This is a genomic window from Pseudomonas sp. KH_017 (assembly GCF_057840285.1).
On the sequence record NZ_CM174509.1, the window covers coordinates 1,900,449 to 1,918,004 of the forward strand.

The window sequence follows — 17,556 nt, forward strand, 5'->3', positions numbered from 1 at the left end:
AGTTTATAGTGGCGCCTATGGAAACCTTCAGCAGTATCGAATGCTTTGTGCGCAGCGCCGAGGTCGGCAGCTTTGCCGAAGCCGCGCGGCGCCTGAGCCTGACACCGGCGGCGGTGGGCAAGAGCGTTGCCAAGCTCGAGGCGCGCCTGGGTGTCAGATTGTTCCAGCGCAGCACTCGCAGCCTGACGCTGACGGAGGCCGGTCAGTTGTTTCTCGGCGAAGTCAGCGCCAGCCTGCACACGATCCAGAATGCCGTGGCCAATCTCGCCAGCGCCGGAGGGCAGCCGGCGGGCACCCTGAAAGTCAGCATGGGGACGGTATTCGGCTGCCTGTACATTGTGCCGATGCTCGGCGAGTTTCTGCGGCGATTCCCGGCGATCAACCCGGACTGGCACTTCGACAACCGCCAGGTCGATCTGATCGGGCAGGGTTTCGACGCGGCAATCGGCGGTGGCTTCGAATTACCCCAGGGCGTGGTTGCACGCCGACTGAGTCCGGCACATCGGGTGTTGGTGGCTGCGCAGGACTACCTGGAGACACATGCAGCGATCAGCGAGCCGGACGATCTCAAGCACCATGACGGGATTCTGATCCGCTCGCCGCAGACTGGTCGGGTGCGCTCCTGGCAGTTGACCCATCGCAATCAGCAACACAGCCCGTTGACGCTCAAGGTGCGGATGACCATGAGCGATTCCGAGGCCGCCTGCGCCACGGCCGCGCAGGGTCTGGGCATTGCGCTGGTGAGCATGCCGTTTGCTGCGGGCTATCTGGAAACGGGAAGGTTGCAGCGGGTGCTGCCGGACTGGTACATCGATGACGGCTACACCTCCATCTATTACGCCGATCACAAACTGCTGCCGGGCAAGACCCGGGCGTTTGTCGATTTCATCATTGAGCAGTTTGCCGAGCGGGGGTTGGGGCAGAGGTTCAGTGCGGTTTGAGTCTGGCTCAGGACCGAGGTGCTGCCTTTGCGAGCAAGTCGGATCGCCGCACCGCCGCTCCCACACTGGATCTCCGTTGAATACAGATATTGTGTTCACAACAGATCCATTGTGGGAGCGGGCTTGCTCGCGAAGGGGGCAACTCGGTCAACAGTTGCGAACTTAACGGGCAAACCGCGCCGGCCAGCCAATGATGTTTTTCGGCCGCGGAGTTGCGTAAGTCCGCACTTTCGACGTCGACAGCCCCAGGCGCACCAATGATTCGGCAATGGTCACCGCCGCCGTCACCCCATCCACCACCGGTACCCCGGTACGCCGGCGAATCTGCTCGTCCAGTCCGGCCATGCCGCCGCAGCCCAGGCAAATCACTTCGGCCTTGTCCTGGGTCACCGCCAGTTCGGCCTGATGCACGATGGCCTCCAGTGCGCGCTGCGGTTCGTGCTCCAGTTCCAGCACGGCCAAACCACTGGCCCGTACCGAGGCGCAACGGTCCCAGAGGCCGGAGAGTTTGAGGCGATCTTCGATCAGCGGCACGGTGCGGTCGAGAGTGGTGACCACGGAATAGGCGTGACCAAGGAACATCGCCGTGCTGGCGGCGGCATCGGTGATGTCCACCACTGGCACGTTGAGCAATTCCTGCAAGCCTTCACGGCCGTGTTCGCCGTAGCCGGCCTGGATCACGGCGTCGAACGGCTGGTCGTAGGACATCACCCGGTCCATGACCGCGATGGCCGCCAGGTAACTCTCGAAATTGCCTTCAATGGAGTCGGCGCCGAAGTGCGGGGTGAGGCCGACGATTTTCGTGCCGGGCGACGCGACGGCTTGCGCCGAGCGGGCGATGGCCTGGGTGATGGATTCGGTGGTGTTGACGTTGACCACGAGAATGCGCATGGAAAGTCCTTATTGCGGATGGTTCTGCGGCCCGACATTGCCGGGCCGCCATGGAGTTAATGGCTGACGTTGTCGACCGCGATGGCTTCGCCGCTGACATCGGCGTAGTGCGGTTGGCGCTTGGCGATGATCAGGTAGAGCATCCCGGCGATGCCGGCACCAATCAGCCAGGAGAACGGCGATACGCTGTGGAACCCCGGCACCAGGGCCAGGACGATGGCGATCAGGGCGGCGGGAATGAACGCCGCCACGGCGCGCAAATTGACCCCGCGGCTGTAGTAATAAGGGCCGTTCGGGTCTTCGCTGTACAACTGCGGCACATTGACCTGGCCTTTTCGAACCAGCCAGTAGTCGACCATGATCACCCCGTACAACGGGCCGAGCAGGGCACCGAGGCCGGACAGGAAATACACGATCACCAGCGGACTGTTGTAGAGGTTCCACGGCAGGATCAGCACGGCGATGGTCGCGCTGATCAGGCCGGCGCGGCGGAAGGTCAGGTACTTGGGCGCCAGGTTGCTGAGCACGAACGCCGGGGCGACGAAGTTGGCCATGATATTCACCGCCACGGTGACGATCAGGAACGCCAGGCAGCCGAGCACCAGGAAGAAGGTGTTGGGGATCGAGGCGATGATTTCGGTCGGGCTTTCGATGATCCGGCCATTGATCTGAAATTGCGCACCGCACAGCAGGACCGTGATGCTGGCGAACACCAGGATATTCACCGGCAAGCCCCAGAAATTTCCGACCTTGATGGTTTTACGGCACGGCGAAGAGCGGGCGAAGTCGCAGAAGTTGAGGATCAAGGTGCCGTAGATCGCCAGCCACAATGCGCCACCGGCAAAGATGTTGCGCCACATCTCACCGCCAGTCAGCGGCTCACGGATCGACCAGGCGATGGTCGCATCGGCCTGGGTGTACATCCACGCGGCGAGGGCGGCGACGGTCAGCAGAATCACCGGGCCGGCAAATGCCTCGTAGCGCCGCACCATCTCCATGCCATAGGCAAGGATCGCCAGTTGCACGAACCAGATCGCGACGAAACACACCCAGCCCAGGGTCGACAGACCGAGGATCGAGTCGTGGTCGTAGTCGGCGAACCCGGGATGGACCGCCGTCAACAACACGCGAAAGACCACGGACGCAAGGTACGTCTGAATGCCGAACCAGGCGATGGCGATCACGGCGCGGATCAATGCAGGGATCTGCGCACCGTGTATGCCGAAACTGATCCGGCTGATGACCGGAAACGGCACCCCGGTTTTCTGGCCCATGTAGCCAGACAGGTTCATGAAGAAATAAACCAGCGCCGCGCCGATCCCCAGGGACAACAGGATCTGCCAGCCACCCAGGCCCAGGGCATACAGGCCGATGGCAAACGAGTAGTTGGCAATGTTGTGAACGTCGTTGGTCCACAGGGCAAAGATACTGTAGCGGCCCCAGCGCCTGCCTTCGGACTTGGTCGGTGCCAGGTCCTTGTTGTGCAGTCGGGGGCTGAGCACCACGGGGGCTTGATGCGCCTGATTGTCGGCGGTGTGGGTGGAATGGGAGGAGGGTAGATCCAGCGCGATGTTGTTATTGGAGAGACTAGTACGCATTCCGGCAGGCTCCTGATGCTCGACGCCGCGATGACTGTGCATGAGCGTTGGCTCGACAAATCTTCGTCGCGGGTGGCGAATATCATTGGTTACGGGGCATCTGCAGCCTGTACGGGATAGGGCGCTTCAGGCTTGCGGATCTAAAGTGTGTGTATGTTTTGATTTGATTGTATACAAAACATGTATGCACTTAAGCCAGATCTGTGCCAGTCGCGATTCTATAAAAACCAGTGCTCATTTCATTTTGTTATAGAAAACGAATAACTGACTGAAAAATAGAAGATTTAAACTGACCGATTGAACAGGTATTTATTTTTTGAGAGTGGATGCAGGCGAGGTGATGGGAAAAGAGATGTAACTTTTTGGGGCGCTGAAACTAAAAGTGCACACACAAATGGCACCGATGGTGACATTTGTGTGTACACATTTTTTGTGGGCTGACACATGAGCAATGTGGGAGCGGGCTTGCTCGCGAAGGCGTCGTGTCAGTCGATGTATTTACTGACTGATACACCGCCTTCGCGAGCAAGCCCGCTCCCACAGGGGGGATTTCACAAGGCTTGGGATCAGTCTTTCGACTTGCTGATGATATTCCCCGCATGCAGCCCGCATTCCTTCTGCGTCGCTTCTTCCCACCACCAACGGCCTTCACGCTCATGCTGGTTCGGCAGAACCGGGCGGGTGCAGGGTTCGCAGCCGATGCTGATGAAGCCGCGTTCGTGCAGGCTGTTGTACGGCAGTTCCAGCATGCGGATGTAGCCCCAGATCTCTTCGCTGGTCATTTGTGCCAGCGGGTTGAACTTGTACAAGGTGCGTTCCGGGGTGGAGAACGCGGTGTCGATTTCCATCACCGCGACGGTGCTGCGGGTGCCGGGGCTCTGGTCCCGGCGCTGGCCGGTGGCCCAGGCTTTCACGCCGGACAGCTTGCGGCGCAGTGGCTCGATCTTGCGGATGCCGCAGCATTCGCCATGACCGTCCTTGTAGAAACTGAACAGGCCTTTTTCCTTCACGAACGGTTCGAGTTTGGTGTGGTCCGGCGACACCAGTTCGATGTCGATCTTGTAGTGCTCGCGCACCTGATCGATGAAGCGGTAGGTCTCGGGGTGCAGGCGGCCGGTGTCGAGGCTGAACACCTTGACGTTCTTGTTCAGCTTCCAGGCCATGTCCACCAGCACCACATCCTCGGCGCCGCTGAAAGATATCCACAGGTCATCGCCGAACTCGGCAAAAGCGAGTTTCAGAATGTCCTGGGCGGATTTGTTGGCATAGGTCGTGGCGAGTTCCACGACGTCGAACGTTGGGCTCATCAGGGCGGCTTCCTACAGGTCGGTGGCGCTGGGCGCTCTATATGGGGTCGATGGTAACAAAAAGCTGCACGGGCCGGGGCATCCTCTGCGTTGCGCAGGCAGGCCCGAGTCGCTAGAGTTCGGCAGTCTTTTTGCTCGCTCGACTCAATAATCAATACAAATGGGAGTGTCTTGTGGAAATTGCCTGTCTGGATCTTGAAGGTGTGCTGGTTCCGGAAATCTGGATCGCCTTCGCCGAAAAAACCGGGATCGAATCCCTCAGGGCCACCACCCGGGACATTCCCGACTACGACGTGCTGATGAAGCAGCGCCTGCGGATTCTGGACGAACACGGCCTGAAGCTCTCCGACATTCAGGAAGTGATCGCCACGCTCAAGCCGCTGGACGGCGCCATCGAGTTCGTCGACTGGCTGCGCGAACGCTTCCAGGTGGTGATCCTGTCGGACACTTTCTATGAGTTCTCCCAGCCGCTGATGCGCCAGCTGGGCTTCCCGACCTTGCTCTGCCATCGTCTGATTACTGACGACAGCGGGCGAGTCACTGACTATCAACTGCGTCAGAAAGATCCAAAACGTCAGTCGGTCCTGGCCTTCAAGAGCCTCTACTACCGCGTGATCGCGGCGGGTGATTCCTACAACGACACCACGATGCTGGGCGAGGCCGATGCCGGGATTCTGTTCCATGCGCCGGACAACGTGATTGCGCAGTTCCCGCAGTTCCCGGCGGTGCATACGTTTGAAGCGTTGAAGCAGGAGTTCATCAAGGCTTCGAACCGGACTCTGAGTGTGTAGTCGTCTGATCTGACGCCTTCGCGGGCAAGCCCGCTCCCACAGGGATCGGTGATCACCTGTGGGAGCGGGCTTGCTCCGGGCGGCGATCCGACGAAGCTTTTAAAGGTTTTGCAGTGTATCGAGCAACACCTTCACCTTGGTAATCGATTCCTGATACTCAGCCTGCCACTCCGAGTCCGCAACAATCCCGCCACCGCCCCAACAACACACCTGCCCGTCCTTGACCAGCAAACTACGGATGGCGATGGAGCTGTCCATCTCGCCGCGCACGTCCAGGTAGACCAACGAACCGCAATACAGTCCGCGCCGGGTCGGTTCCAGCTCATCGATGATCTGCATGGCGCGAATCTTTGGCGCACCGGTAATCGAGCCGCCCGGGAAGCTGCCAGCGATCAGGTCCAGGGCATCGCGGTCATCCGCCAGTTCACCGGTGACGCTGCTCACCAGGTGGTGCACGTTCGGATAGCTTTCCAGGCTGAACAATTCCGGCACCCGTACCGAACCCGTGCGGCAGGTACGACCGAGGTCATTGCGTAGCAGGTCGACGATCATCAGGTTTTCCGCGCGGTCCTTGGGGCTGGCCAGCAGTTCGGCGGCGTTCGCGGTGTCTTGCTCAGGCGTCAGGCCCCGCGGGCGGGTGCCCTTGATCGGGCGGGTTTCCACATGGCCCTGGCTGACTTTGACGAAGCGTTCCGGCGACAGGCTGAGTACGGCATCGCCGTCAGGCAAACTCTGGAAGCCGGAAAAAGGCGTCGGGCATGCTGCGCGCAGTGCGCAGTAAGCGACCCACGGATCACCCTGGCAGGGTGCGCGAAACCGTTGGGCGAAATTGACCTGATAACAGTCGCCGGCCTGAATGTACTGCTGGATGCGCTCGATGGCCTGTTGATACTCATCGATGCTCAACTCGGCAGTCATCGGGGTAAGCAGCTTGAAGGGCGCGACCACTTCTGGCGCTGACTGGCTGAACAGCTCGATCAGGCGCTGACGCTCGCTGTCGGGCAGAGTCGGGTGGAACACCAATTGACTGGTCTGCGAAAAGTGATCGCTGATCAATGCCCAGCCGTACAAGCCGAAACGTGCGTCCGGCAGATGCAGGTCGTCACGGGCCTGGCTCGGCAGGCGCTCCAGATGTCGGCCGAAGTCGTAACTCAGGTAGCCGATCAATCCACCGGCAAACGGCAACTCATAAGATGCCGGTAGAGTGGCTTCACCCAAGCGTGTCAGGTTATCGCGCAGGCGTTGCAGGAAAGCGTCGCCACTTTCGTCGGGCGATACCGTCAGTTGCTCCAGCGGCCAGGCGCTGAGCAGGTCATAGCGACCGCGGTCGGCGCTGGGGCGCCCACTGTCGAGCAGGACGGCGCCGGGGGCATGGCGAATCGCCGCGAAGTATTCGGCGGGGTTGGCGCGATAGGGCAACGGGTGTACGGAACAGGTCAACATGGGCGGGGGAGATCAGCCATTGAGGCGGGGTGGCGATTGTAGTCCTCTCGGGGATTTGCTCCTAGAGGGGATGTCTGGGATTGGCAGATTGGGGGTGGGATTGAGGGTTGCGGTGACTGTGAAACCGCTATCGCGAGCAAGCTCGCTCCCACAGGGGATGGCGCCGTCCTTGTGGGAGCGAGCTTGCTCGCGATAGGCGCAACTCTGTTTCGGATCAGCCTTCGACCGCAGGAATATGCCCAAACATCTCCTGCACAAACGCCACGCGCTCTTCGACCGATTCAGTCACGCCACGAGCCTTGAGGTCTTCCAGCCGCGCCTCGACCGCATGAGTACGCAGCGTCAGGCCGCAGTCATTGGCAATCTGGATATTCAGCCCCGGCCGTGCATTGAGCTCCAGGATCAGCGGGCCTTTTTCCTGGTCCAGGACCATGTCGACACCGATATAGCCCAAGCCACACAACTCATGACAGCCAGCGGCGAGTTTCATGAAACCGTCCCAGTAGGGCAGTTGCACGCCATCCACTGCGTTCGTGGTGTCCGGGTGTTTGTTGATGATGTTGTTCAGCCAGGTGCCGCGCAGGGTCAGGCCGGTGGCCAGGTCCACGCCGACACCGATGGCGCCCTGGTGCAGGTTGGCCTTGCCGTTGGACTGGCGCGTCGGCAGGCGCAACATGGCCATCACCGGGTAGCCCATCAACACAATGATGCGAATGTCCGGCACGCCTTCATAGCTGATGCTCTTGAAGATCTGGTCCGGAATCACCCGGTATTCGATCAGCGCCCGGTCGCGGTGACCGCCCAGGGAGTACAGGCCGGTCAGGATACTGGAAACCTGATGCTCGATTTCTTCATGGCTGATGATCCGGCCGGACACTGTGCGATAACGCCCCTCAAAGCGGTCGGCGATGACCAGGATGCCATCACCGCCAGCGCCCTGGGCCGGTTTGATCACGAAGTCACTGCGTGCGCCGATGATCTCTTCGAGATTGTCGATTTCCTTCTCGGTGGAGATCACGCCATACAGCTCCGGCACATGGATGCCGGCGGCGATGGCACGCTCCTTGGTGATGATCTTGTCATCGACGATCGGGTACAGGCTGCGCTTGTTGTACTTGAGCACGTAGTCTGCGTTGCGCCGATTGATCCCCATGATGCCCCGGGCTTCCAGGGCCTTCCAGGTCTTCCAGTAGCCGAACATCAGGCGTCAGCCTTTTTCAGGAAGGCCTTGAAACGCACCAGCTCGGTCAGGCGATAACCGCGATAACGACCCATGGCCAGCATGAAGCCCACCAGGATCAGCAGGATCGCCGGGAAAGTGAACACGAAGTACACCAGTTCCGGCACGCTCATGATCAAGTGCGCCAGGGACGCGGCAAATAGCGTGCCGATGGCCACTTTCATGGCATGGCCACCGCCGCGTTCTTCCCAGGTGATCGACAGGCGTTCGATGGTCATGGTCAGGATCACCATCGGGAACAGCGCCACCGACAAGCCACGTTCCAGGCCGAGCTTATGGCTGAGCAGGCTGATCGCCGCAATCAGCACCACCACGAACGTCAGCACCACCGACAGCCTCGGTAGCATTTGCAGTTTCAGGTGTTCGAGATAGGAGCGCAGCGACAGGCCCAGCGTCGTGATGATGGTAAACAGCACGATACCGAAACCGAGCTGGGTTTCGCGGAAGGCCAGGGCGATCAGTACCGGGGTGAAGGTGCCCAGGGTCTGGATGCCGATCAGGTTGCGCAGGATCAGGATCACCAGCACGCCGATCGGGATCATCACCATGATCATGAAGGTCTGCTGGGTCTGCAGCGGCAGGCCGTACAGCGAATATTCGAGGAAGTTGGCGTCGGTGTTTTCGTCGGTCAGCTTGGCCAGGCGAATGGCGTTCATTTCGCTGTTGTTCAGGCTGAAGGTCACGTTGGCTTTCTTGCCGCCATCGACGGTGATCAGGTTTTCATCGCCGCTCCACCACAGTAGGCGGTCGGTCGGCAGGCCCTGTTCACCGGATTCCGGGTTGAAGTACAGCCAGTCGGTGCCATTGAAACTGCGCAGCCACAGTTCCGGTATTTGCGGCTGGTCGGCCACCAGGCGGATGGTGTGGACCTTCTCGATCGGTACGTGGGCGATGGACAGCAGCAACTCGACGATTTTCGCCTTGTGCGCCGCAGATGGATCACCGGCCAGCAGCAGTTTCACGTTGTCGTCGTTGAGGTTGTTGACCCGCTTGATGGCTTCGCCGACGAAGGTTTCGACGTCGGCCGAGTGTTGGCGAATCGGTGCGAGCAGGGCTTCGGCGGCGATTTTTTCCGGGCCTTCGATAGTCATGCTGTCGCGAAAGGTCGGGCCTTTGATCTTGGCTTTCTCGCCGGAATAACGCTTGGTCAGCACCAGGCGGTAATACAGCGTCTGATTGCCTTTGGCCCGACGTGCCGACCAGGTGACCTTGCGGTTGCCGTCGACCCGGTTCACGGCCACGCCGTAGTTGTTGGAGATGAAGCTCTCGTTGAGGCTGACGAAGTCGCGGCTCAGCGGCGGCACGAACATCTGGATCTTGACCGGATCCTTGGCACTGGCGACGAACTCGACCTTGGCGTCGATGTTCCACAGGTCGTCGGTGGCGTCTTCGGTCACCGGGATGCCCAGGACGAAGATCTGATAGGCCGTAACTGAAATGCCCAGCACCACCAGGATGGCGATCAGCAGTTTCAGGTGAAGGGTAAGAGAGCGCATTTGAATTACTCGGCGGTATGAGCGTCGGTGGTGCAGGCGGGCTTGCCGGCAGCATATTTAAGGCTGGGGTCAACCAGTGCATCGAAGCGCTTGAGTGCTTCGGAGCCAATCAGGAGCGGATATTGGAACGCGCTGCGGTCAGTCAGGTTCACTTCGATGCTGCGCAGGGCCGAGCCCATGCAGATGTCCAGTTCGATCACCGGGCGGGCGGTGTACTTCTTGCCTTCCTCCGGGTCGTAGTCGCCGGCCCGGCGCTTGATCTTGCTGACACGGGCCAGCGGGCGTTCGATCGGGTGCGAATGGGCGGCGTCGATGGCCAGGTAAAAACGTACCCACGACTCGCCGTTGCGTTTGAAGCGTTTGATATCCCGTGCACTCAGGGAAGCGGTTTTCGCCCCGGTGTCGAGTTTGGCCGCCACTTCCAGATCGATGCCATTGAGCGATGCGTACTCATTGAGGCCATACACGGTCTTTTCCCCGGCCATTGCGAAGCCGGGCAGGCAAAGGAAATAAAGGAAGGTGGGGAGGGGCTTGAGTCTCATAAATCCTGGTGCGCAGCGGTCCGACTTGATTCAAGGCCCTGGCATCGCTGCGCAAGCTCCCTCGTATGCCTGTCAGGGTTTTATGACAGGCAGTGCAGATGTGACAAACAAATGCGGGCGGCATTCTAGCACGGTGGTTTGATGGCGCCAGCGCTGGCCGGTGGCTATAAATAGACGGGTTGCTTCGTTATGGTGCAACCGGTTATCAGAAGATTGTCGACAATATCTATTTATCCTTTGACTGATGCGCCTGTATTCGTTAGTTTTTACGGCATTGGCTCACAAGGTGTCGACAATATGCTGGATCAACTCGATCCCCCGGTTTCAACGCAAGACGATTCGGAGACGCTTTCCGAGAATGTCTTCCGACGCATTCAGGCGGCTATCGTCAAAGGCGATATCGCGCCGGGCAGCAAAATCTCCGAACCGGAACTGGCGCGCACCTACGGCATCAGCCGTGGCCCGCTGCGCGAGGCCATCCACCGTCTGGAAGGCCAGCGCCTGCTGGTTCGCGTGCCGCATGTCGGCGCACGGGTGGTGTCGCTCAATCACGCCGAACTGATTGAACTATACGAAATCCGCGAATCCCTGGAGGGCATGGCCTGCCGCCTGGCCGCCGAGCGCATGAGCCTTGAAGAAATCGACGAACTGCGTCGGGTCCTGGAAACCCACGAGCGCGATGAGGCGTTTCAGGCCGGGAGAGGCTACTACCAGCAGGAAGGCGATTTCGACTTCCATTACCGAATCATCCAGGGCAGCGGCAACCGCACGCTGACCCAAATGCTCTGCGGCGAGCTGTATCAACTGGTGCGCATGTACCGCATCCAGTTTTCCACCACGCCCAATCGCCCGCACCAGGCGTTCGCCGAGCACCACCGAATTCTCGATGCCATTGCCGACCGTGACGGTGAACTGGCCGAGTTGTTGATGCGCCGTCACATCGGCGCCTCCAAACGCAACATCGCCCGTCATTACCAGGACGGCGCTAACCCGACAGCCAAACGAGGTGAGTCATGAGTTTGAACAAGAGCACTCCAGGCCAGCGTTTCCGCGATGCGGTCGCCAGCGAGCATCCATTGCAAGTGGTCGGCGCGATCAACGCCAACCATGCGCTGCTGGCCAAGCGCGCCGGTTTCAAGGCGATCTACCTGTCGGGTGGCGGGGTGGCTGCCGGCTCCCTCGGCGTGCCGGACCTGGGCATCACCGGCCTGGATGACGTGCTGACCGACGTGCGCCGTATCACCGATGTTTGCGACCTGCCGCTGCTGGTGGACGTGGACACCGGTTTCGGTTCCTCGGCGTTCAACGTCGCTCGCACCGTCAAGTCGATGATCAAGTTTGGCGCCGCAGCGATTCACATCGAAGACCAGGTCGGCGCCAAGCGCTGCGGTCACCGTCCTAACAAGGAAATCGTGACCCAGCAGGAAATGGTCGACCGCATCAAGGCCGCCGTCGATGCCCGTACCGATGACAGCTTCGTGATCATGGCCCGTACCGACGCCCTGGCGGTGGAAGGCCTGGAGTCTGCCCTGGATCGCGCTGCCGCGTGCATCGAGGCCGGCGCCGACATGGTGTTCCCGGAAGCCATCACCGAACTGGATATGTACAAACTGTTCGCCAGCCGCGTGAAAGCGCCGATCCTGGCCAACATCACCGAGTTCGGCGCGACGCCGCTATACACCACCGAACAGCTGGCCGCTGCCGACGTATCCCTGGTGCTGTACCCGCTGTCGGCGTTCCGCGCCATGAACAAGGCTGCGGAAAACGTCTACACCGCGATCCGTCGCGATGGCACGCAACAGAACGTCATCGACACCATGCAGACCCGCATGGAGCTTTACGATCGCATCGACTACCACACCTTCGAGCAGAAGCTCGATGCGTTGTTCGCCGCGAAGAAGTAAGTCGAATAACTCCCTAATAAATTCAAGAAATTGGAGGCAAAAATGGCCGAAGCAAAAGTACTCAGTGGCGCCGGGCTCCGTGGCCAGGTTGCCGGGCAAACCGCACTGTCCACCGTGGGCCAGTCGGGTGCCGGTCTGACCTATCGTGGTTATGACGTTCGTGAACTGGCGGCAGACGCGCAGTTCGAAGAAGTTGCCTACCTGCTGCTGTACGGCGAGCTGCCGAGCAAAGCGCAACTTGCAGCCTACATCGCCAAGCTGAGCAAGCTGCGTGACCTGCCGCAAGCGCTGAAAGAAGTGCTGGAACGCATCCCCGCCGACGTCCACCCGATGGACGTGATGCGCACCGGCTGCTCGTTCCTGGGTAACCTGGAGCCGGAGAACAACTTCTCCGAGCAACACGACAAGACCGACCGCCTGCTGGCCGCGTTCCCGGCGATCATGACCTACTGGTATCGCTTCAGCCACGAAGGCAAGCGCATCGATTGCGTGAGCGACGAGCCGTCCATTGGCGGCCACTTCCTGCACCTGCTGCACGGCAAGAAGCCGAGCGAGTTGCACGTGAAGGTGATGAACGTTTCGCTGATCCTCTACGCGGAGCACGAGTTCAACGCGTCGACCTTCACCGCACGTGTTTGCGCGTCGACCCTGTCCGACCTGTATTCGTGCATCACCGCGGCCATCGGATCGCTGCGCGGCCCGCTGCACGGCGGCGCCAACGAAGCGGCGATGGAAATGATCGAGCGCTTCTCGTCGCCGGAAGACGCGATCAAGGGCACCCTCGGCATGCTCGAGCGCAAGGACAAGATCATGGGCTTCGGCCACGCGATCTATAAGGACAACGATCCGCGCAACGAGGTGATCAAGGGCTGGTCGAAAAAGCTTGCTGACGAAGTGGGCGACAAGGTGTTGTTTCCGGTGTCCGAAGCCATCGACAAGACCATGTGGGAACAGAAGAAACTGTTCCCGAACGCCGACTTCTACCATGCCTCGGCGTACCACTTCATGGGCATCCCGACCAAGTTGTTCACACCGATCTTCGTCTGCTCGCGCCTGACCGGCTGGGCCGCCCACGTGTACGAACAACGTGCCAACAACCGCATCATCCGTCCAAGCGCCGAGTACACCGGCGTTGAACAGCGCAAGTTCGTACCAATCGAACAACGCTGAATGGTGGAGGTCGGCACCGGGATCTGAAATCAACGCAGATCCCTGTGGGAGCGAGCTTGCTCGCGATGACGGGCTGACATTCAACATCAATGTCGCCAGTTACATCGCTATCGCGAGCAAGCTCGCTCCCACAGTGGATTGTGTTCAATTCAAGTCTGGTACCAGGCCCCACCTTTTGTAACTACCGTGACCGAGTCCTGACGATGAACACTGAATTCCGCAAATCGCTGCCCGGCAGCCACCTGGATTACTTCGACGTCCGCGCGGCAGTCGAGGCGATCCAGCCTGGCGCCTACGACACCCTGCCGTACACCTCCCGTGTGCTGGCGGAAAACCTTGTGCGTCGCTGCGACCCGGCCACGCTCACCGAATCCCTGAAGCAATTCATCGAGCGCAAACGCGACCTCGACTTCCCGTGGTTCCCGGCCCGCGTGGTGTGCCACGACATTCTCGGCCAGACCGCGCTGGTCGATCTCGCCGGCCTGCGTGACGCCATCGCCCTGCAAGGCGGCGATCCTGCGCAAGTCAACCCGGTGGTGCCGACGCAACTGATCGTCGACCACTCCCTGGCCGTCGAGCGCGGTGGTTTCGATCCAGAGGCGTTCGAGAAGAACCGCGCCATCGAAGACCGTCGCAACGAAGACCGTTTCCACTTCATCAACTGGACCAAGAAGGCGTTCAAGAACGTCGACGTGATCCCGCCGGGCAACGGCATCATGCACCAGATCAACCTGGAGAAAATGTCTCCGGTGATCCAGGTGCGTGACGGCGTGGCCTTCCCTGATACCTGCGTCGGCACCGACAGCCACACCCCGCACGTCGATGCGTTGGGCGTGATCGCCATCGGTGTCGGTGGTCTCGAAGCCGAAAGCGTGATGCTCGGCCGCGCATCGTGGATGCGTCTGCCGGAAAGCGTTGGCGTCGAACTGACTGGCAAGCTGCAACCGGGCATCACCGCCACCGACATGGTGCTGGCGCTGACCGAGTTCCTGCGCAAGCAAAAAGTGGTTGGCGCATGGCTGGAATTCTTCGGCGAAGGCGCGTCAAAGCTGACCCTGGGCGACCGCGCAACCATTTCCAACATGGCTCCGGAATACGGCGCCACCGCGGCGATGTTCTACATCGACCAGCAAACCATCGACTACCTCAAGCTCACCGGCCGTGAAGACGAGCAGGTGCAGTTGGTCGAGAATTACGCCAAACAGGTTGGCCTGTGGGCGGACAGCCTCAAAGGCGCGCAATACGAGCGCGGCCTGACCTTCGACCTGTCCTCGGTTGTGCGCAACATGGCCGGCCCGAGCAACCCGCACGCTCGTGTCGCGGTGTCGGATCTGGCAGCCAAAGGCATCTCCGGCCAATGGGAAGACGTGCCTGGCCAGATGCCGGACGGCGCGGTGATCATCGCCGCCATCACCAGTTGCACCAACACCAGCAACCCGCGCAACGTGATTGCTGCCGGCTTGCTGGCGCGCAACGCCAACAAGCTCGGCCTGACCCGCAAGCCATGGGTCAAGTCGTCCCTGGCACCGGGTTCGAAAACCGTGGCGCTGTATCTCGATGAAGCCGGTTTGACTAAAGAACTGGACCAGCTCGGTTTCGGCGTCGTGGCTTTCGCCTGCACCACTTGCAACGGCATGTCCGGTGCACTGGACCCGGTGATCCAGCAAGAGATCATTGATCGCGACCTGTACGCCACGGCGGTGCTGTCCGGTAACCGTAACTTCGACGGGCGGATTCACCCGTACGCCAAGCAGGCGTTCCTCGCGTCGCCGCCATTGGTCGTTGCTTACGCCATCGCCGGTACCATCCGTTTCGACATCGAAAAAGATGTGCTGGGCGTGGTGGAAGGCAAGGAAATCCGCCTGAAAGACATCTGGCCGAGCGACGAAGAAATCGACGCAGTGGTCAAGGCGTCGGTCAAGCCTGAGCAGTTCCGTCAGGTCTACATTCCGATGTTCGCCATCCACGAAGACACCGGCCCGAAAGTTACGCCGCTGTACGAGTGGCGCGAGATGAGTACCTACATCCGCCGTCCGCCGTACTGGGAAGGTGCATTGGCCGGTGCCCGTCCGCTCAAGGGCATGCGTCCGCTGGCCGTGTTGCCGGACAACATCACCACCGATCACCTGTCACCATCCAACGCCATCATGCTCGACAGCGCCGCCGGCGAATACCTGGCGAAAATGGGCCTGCCGGAAGAGGACTTCAACTCTTACGCGACTCACCGTGGTGACCACCTGACCGCGCAGCGCGCGACCTTCGCCAACCCGAAACTGTTCAACGAAATGGTTCAGGAAAACGGCAAGGTCAAGCAGGGCTCGTTGGCCCGTGTCGAGCCGGAAGGCAAAGTGATGCGCATGTGGGAAGCCATCGAGACCTACATGGATCGCAAGCAGCCGCTGATCATCATCGCGGGTCAAGACTACGGCCAGGGTTCGTCCCGCGACTGGGCGGCCAAGGGCGTGCGTCTGGCCGGTGTGGAGGCGATTGCCGCCGAAGGTTTCGAGCGCATTCACCGCACTAACCTGGTGGGCATGGGCGTGTTGCCGCTGGAATTCAAACCAGGCACCAACCGCCACACCCTGGCCATCGACGGCAGCGAAACCTACGATGTGATTGGCGACCGCACTCCACGTGCCGACCTTACGCTGGTGATCCATCGCAAGAACGGCGAACGCGTCGATGTGCCGGTGACCTGCCGCCTCGACACCGCTGAAGAAGTGTCGATCTACGAAGCCGGTGGCGTGCTGCAACGCTTCGCTCAGGACTTCCTCGAAGAATCGGCGGTTGCCGTTTAACACACGCTTTGCAGACACGGGACTTTGAGTCCCGTGTCTGTTTTCAGATCAGGAGTAACGAGCACCATGGCTCACGTAGCTACTTTTCCAAAGCAAATAAGGATACCCGCCACCTACATGCGCGGCGGCACCAGCAAAGGCGTGTTTTTCAGCCTGAAGGATTTGCCTGAAGCGGCACAGGTCCCGGGCCCGGCCCGCGACGCTTTGCTGTTGCGCGTGATCGGCAGCCCCGATCCGTACGACAAACAAATCGACGGCATGGGCGGCGCGACCTCCAGCACCAGCAAAACCGTGATCCTGTCGAAAAGCATCAAGGCCGATCACGATGTCGATTACCTGTTCGGTCAGGTGTCCATCGACAAGCCCTTCGTGGACTGGAGCGGTAACTGCGGCAACCTGTCGGCGGCGGTCGGTTCGTTCGCCGTCAGCAATGGCCTGGTGGATGCCAGCCGCATCCCGCACAACGGCGTGGCGGTGGTTCGCGTGTGGCAGGCCAACATCGGCAAGACCATCATCGCTCACGTACCGATCACCAATGGTGAAGTGCAGGAAACCGGTGATTTCGAACTCGACGGCGTGACCTTCCCTGCGGCCGAAGTGCAGATCGAGTTCCTCGATCCGGCGGCGGACGAGGAGGACGGCGGCGGTTCGATGTTCCCTACCGGCAACCTCGTGGATGACCTGGAAGTGCCCGGCGTCGGTACCTTCAAGGCGACCATGATCAACGCTGGCATCCCGACGATTTTCGTCAATGCCGAAGACATCGGCTACAAGGGCACCGAGTTGCAGGGTGCGATCAATGGCGACCCGAAAGCCTTGCTGATGTTCGAAACCATCCGCGCTTACGGCGCATTGCGCATGGGCCTGATTTCCAGCATCGACGAAGCGGCGAAACGCCAACACACGCCAAAAGTGGCCTTCGTGGCCAAGCCGGCGGACTACGTGGCGTCCAGCGGCAAGGCGATTGCCGCAGGCGATGTCGACCTGCTGGTGCGTGCACTGTCCATGGGCAAGTTGCACCACGCGATGATGGGCACGGCGGCAGTGGCGATCGGTACGGCGGCAGCGATTTCCGGCACTCTGGTGAACATCGCGGCAGGCGGTATCGAACGCAACGCGGTGCGCTTCGGCCATCCGTCCGGCACCTTGCGCGTCGGCGCCGAGGCCAGCCAGGTCAACGGCGAATGGACCGTGAACAAGGCGATCATGAGCCGCAGTGCGCGGGTGTTGATGGAAGGGTTTGTGCGTGTGCCGGGTGACTCCTTCTAACCCAGACACGGGACCAATGTGGGAGCGGGCTTGCTCGCGAAGGCGGTGAATCAGGCAATATTGATGTCGACTGACACACCGTCTTCGCGAGCAAGCCCGCTCCCACATTTTGAATGCAATACCAAAACAAGAAAGTAGTAACCCGCTGAGAATGCCCTGAACCGAG

The 17,556-nt window shown here is 60.5% G+C and carries 14 protein-coding genes; 7 read left to right on the forward strand and 7 right to left on the reverse strand.

Annotated elements, in window-relative coordinates:
• Window positions 1–17 precede the first annotated feature (17 nt).
• Window positions 18–941 carry a LysR family transcriptional regulator gene (locus AC3IT6_RS08720; RefSeq protein WP_489354902.1) on the forward strand — a complete coding sequence of 308 codons (924 nt, stop codon included), beginning with the start codon at window positions 18–20 and terminating at the stop codon, window positions 939–941.
• A 162-nt stretch (window positions 942–1,103) separates the two neighbouring features.
• On the opposite strand, the gene AC3IT6_RS08725 is transcribed toward AC3IT6_RS08720, so the two are convergent.
• From AC3IT6_RS08725 to AC3IT6_RS08735, 3 genes are all read right to left on the reverse strand, one after another.
• Entirely contained in the window at window positions 1,104–1,832 is a 729-nt protein-coding gene (locus AC3IT6_RS08725; RefSeq protein WP_489354903.1) for an aspartate/glutamate racemase family protein, read from the reverse strand.
• 56 nt (window positions 1,833–1,888) lie between these two features.
• On the reverse strand, window positions 1,889–3,430 hold the full coding sequence (locus AC3IT6_RS08730; protein ID WP_223447071.1) for an NCS1 family nucleobase:cation symporter-1: 1,542 nt from the start codon (window positions 3,428–3,430) through the stop codon (window positions 1,889–1,891).
• Between the two features lie 566 nt (window positions 3,431–3,996).
• Window positions 3,997–4,737 (reverse strand): phosphoadenylyl-sulfate reductase, encoded by a 741-nt coding sequence (locus AC3IT6_RS08735; RefSeq protein WP_489354904.1) that lies wholly within the window; start codon window positions 4,735–4,737, stop codon window positions 3,997–3,999.
• Window positions 4,738–4,910: 173 nt separating this feature from the next.
• Here AC3IT6_RS08735 and thrH point away from each other — a divergent pair, with 173 nt between their 5' ends.
• On the forward strand, window positions 4,911–5,528 hold the full coding sequence (gene thrH / locus AC3IT6_RS08740; RefSeq protein WP_353742410.1) for a bifunctional phosphoserine phosphatase/homoserine phosphotransferase ThrH: 618 nt from the start codon (window positions 4,911–4,913) through the stop codon (window positions 5,526–5,528).
• Window positions 5,529–5,627: 99 nt separating this feature from the next.
• Here thrH and pabB read toward each other — a convergent pair whose 3' ends face one another.
• The 4 genes from pabB to rloA all read right to left on the reverse strand — a co-directional run bounded on the left by pabB (window position 5,628) and on the right by rloA (window position 10,249).
• Window positions 5,628–6,971 (reverse strand): aminodeoxychorismate synthase component I, encoded by a 1,344-nt coding sequence (gene pabB, locus AC3IT6_RS08745; RefSeq protein ID WP_489354905.1) that lies wholly within the window; start codon window positions 6,969–6,971, stop codon window positions 5,628–5,630.
• A gap of 214 nt (window positions 6,972–7,185) precedes the next feature.
• On the reverse strand, window positions 7,186–8,172 hold the full coding sequence (locus AC3IT6_RS08750) for an alpha-L-glutamate ligase-like protein (protein ID WP_489354906.1): 987 nt from the start codon (window positions 8,170–8,172) through the stop codon (window positions 7,186–7,188).
• Complete coding sequence (rloB, locus tag AC3IT6_RS08755; protein ID WP_489354907.1) at window positions 8,172–9,707, reverse strand: osmotic stress tolerance membrane protein RloB; 1,536 nt, start codon at window positions 9,705–9,707, stop codon at window positions 8,172–8,174. The genes AC3IT6_RS08750 and rloB overlap by 1 nt, the downstream gene beginning before the upstream one ends.
• Before the next feature lie 5 nt (window positions 9,708–9,712).
• Window positions 9,713–10,249 (reverse strand): retropepsin-like aspartic peptidase RloA, encoded by a 537-nt coding sequence (rloA, locus tag AC3IT6_RS08760; RefSeq protein ID WP_489354908.1) that lies wholly within the window; start codon window positions 10,247–10,249, stop codon window positions 9,713–9,715.
• Window positions 10,250–10,546: 297 nt separating this feature from the next.
• On the opposite strand from rloA, the gene AC3IT6_RS08765 reads away from it, so the two are divergent.
• The 5 genes from AC3IT6_RS08765 (at window position 10,547) to prpF (ending at window position 17,390) form a co-directional block, all read left to right on the forward strand.
• Window positions 10,547–11,266, forward strand: coding sequence for a GntR family transcriptional regulator (locus AC3IT6_RS08765; protein ID WP_489354909.1), 720 nt, complete (start codon window positions 10,547–10,549; stop codon window positions 11,264–11,266).
• The gene (gene prpB / locus AC3IT6_RS08770) at window positions 11,263–12,153 is read left to right on the forward strand and encodes a methylisocitrate lyase (RefSeq protein WP_223462940.1); all 891 of its coding nucleotides are present in this window, start codon (window positions 11,263–11,265) and stop codon (window positions 12,151–12,153) included. The genes AC3IT6_RS08765 and prpB overlap by 4 nt, the downstream gene beginning before the upstream one ends.
• Before the next feature lie 42 nt (window positions 12,154–12,195).
• On the forward strand, window positions 12,196–13,323 hold the full coding sequence (gene prpC, locus AC3IT6_RS08775) for a bifunctional 2-methylcitrate synthase/citrate synthase (RefSeq protein WP_489354910.1): 1,128 nt from the start codon (window positions 12,196–12,198) through the stop codon (window positions 13,321–13,323).
• Between the two features lie 203 nt (window positions 13,324–13,526).
• The gene (gene acnD / locus AC3IT6_RS08780) at window positions 13,527–16,121 is read left to right on the forward strand and encodes a Fe/S-dependent 2-methylisocitrate dehydratase AcnD (protein WP_489354911.1); all 2,595 of its coding nucleotides are present in this window, start codon (window positions 13,527–13,529) and stop codon (window positions 16,119–16,121) included.
• Between the two features lie 66 nt (window positions 16,122–16,187).
• Window positions 16,188–17,390 carry a 2-methylaconitate cis-trans isomerase PrpF gene (gene prpF, locus AC3IT6_RS08785; protein ID WP_489354912.1) on the forward strand — a complete coding sequence of 401 codons (1,203 nt, stop codon included), beginning with the start codon at window positions 16,188–16,190 and terminating at the stop codon, window positions 17,388–17,390.
• Window positions 17,391–17,556: the final 166 nt, after the last annotated feature.

Bases quoted from the DNA above. Each gene is read 5' to 3' on its own strand.
- AC3IT6_RS08730 (WP_223447071.1), bottom strand. From the start codon at position 3,430: ATGCGTACTAGTCTCTCCAATAACAACATCGCGCTGGATCTACCCTCC.
- rloA (WP_489354908.1), bottom strand. From the start codon at position 10,249: ATGAGACTCAAGCCCCTCCCCACCTTCCTTTATTTCCTTTGCCTGCCC.
- pabB (WP_489354905.1), bottom strand. From the start codon at position 6,971: ATGTTGACCTGTTCCGTACACCCGTTGCCCTATCGCGCCAACCCCGCC.
- AC3IT6_RS08750 (WP_489354906.1), bottom strand. From the start codon at position 8,172: ATGTTCGGCTACTGGAAGACCTGGAAGGCCCTGGAAGCCCGGGGCATC.
- prpB (WP_223462940.1), top strand. From the start codon at position 11,263: ATGAGTTTGAACAAGAGCACTCCAGGCCAGCGTTTCCGCGATGCGGTC.
- AC3IT6_RS08720 (WP_489354902.1), top strand. From the start codon at position 18: ATGGAAACCTTCAGCAGTATCGAATGCTTTGTGCGCAGCGCCGAGGTC.
- rloB (WP_489354907.1), bottom strand. From the start codon at position 9,707: ATGCGCTCTCTTACCCTTCACCTGAAACTGCTGATCGCCATCCTGGTG.
- acnD (WP_489354911.1), top strand. From the start codon at position 13,527: ATGAACACTGAATTCCGCAAATCGCTGCCCGGCAGCCACCTGGATTAC.
- AC3IT6_RS08765 (WP_489354909.1), top strand. From the start codon at position 10,547: ATGCTGGATCAACTCGATCCCCCGGTTTCAACGCAAGACGATTCGGAG.
- AC3IT6_RS08735 (WP_489354904.1), bottom strand. From the start codon at position 4,737: ATGAGCCCAACGTTCGACGTCGTGGAACTCGCCACGACCTATGCCAAC.
- prpC (WP_489354910.1), top strand. From the start codon at position 12,196: ATGGCCGAAGCAAAAGTACTCAGTGGCGCCGGGCTCCGTGGCCAGGTT.
- prpF (WP_489354912.1), top strand. From the start codon at position 16,188: ATGGCTCACGTAGCTACTTTTCCAAAGCAAATAAGGATACCCGCCACC.
- AC3IT6_RS08725 (WP_489354903.1), bottom strand. From the start codon at position 1,832: ATGCGCATTCTCGTGGTCAACGTCAACACCACCGAATCCATCACCCAG.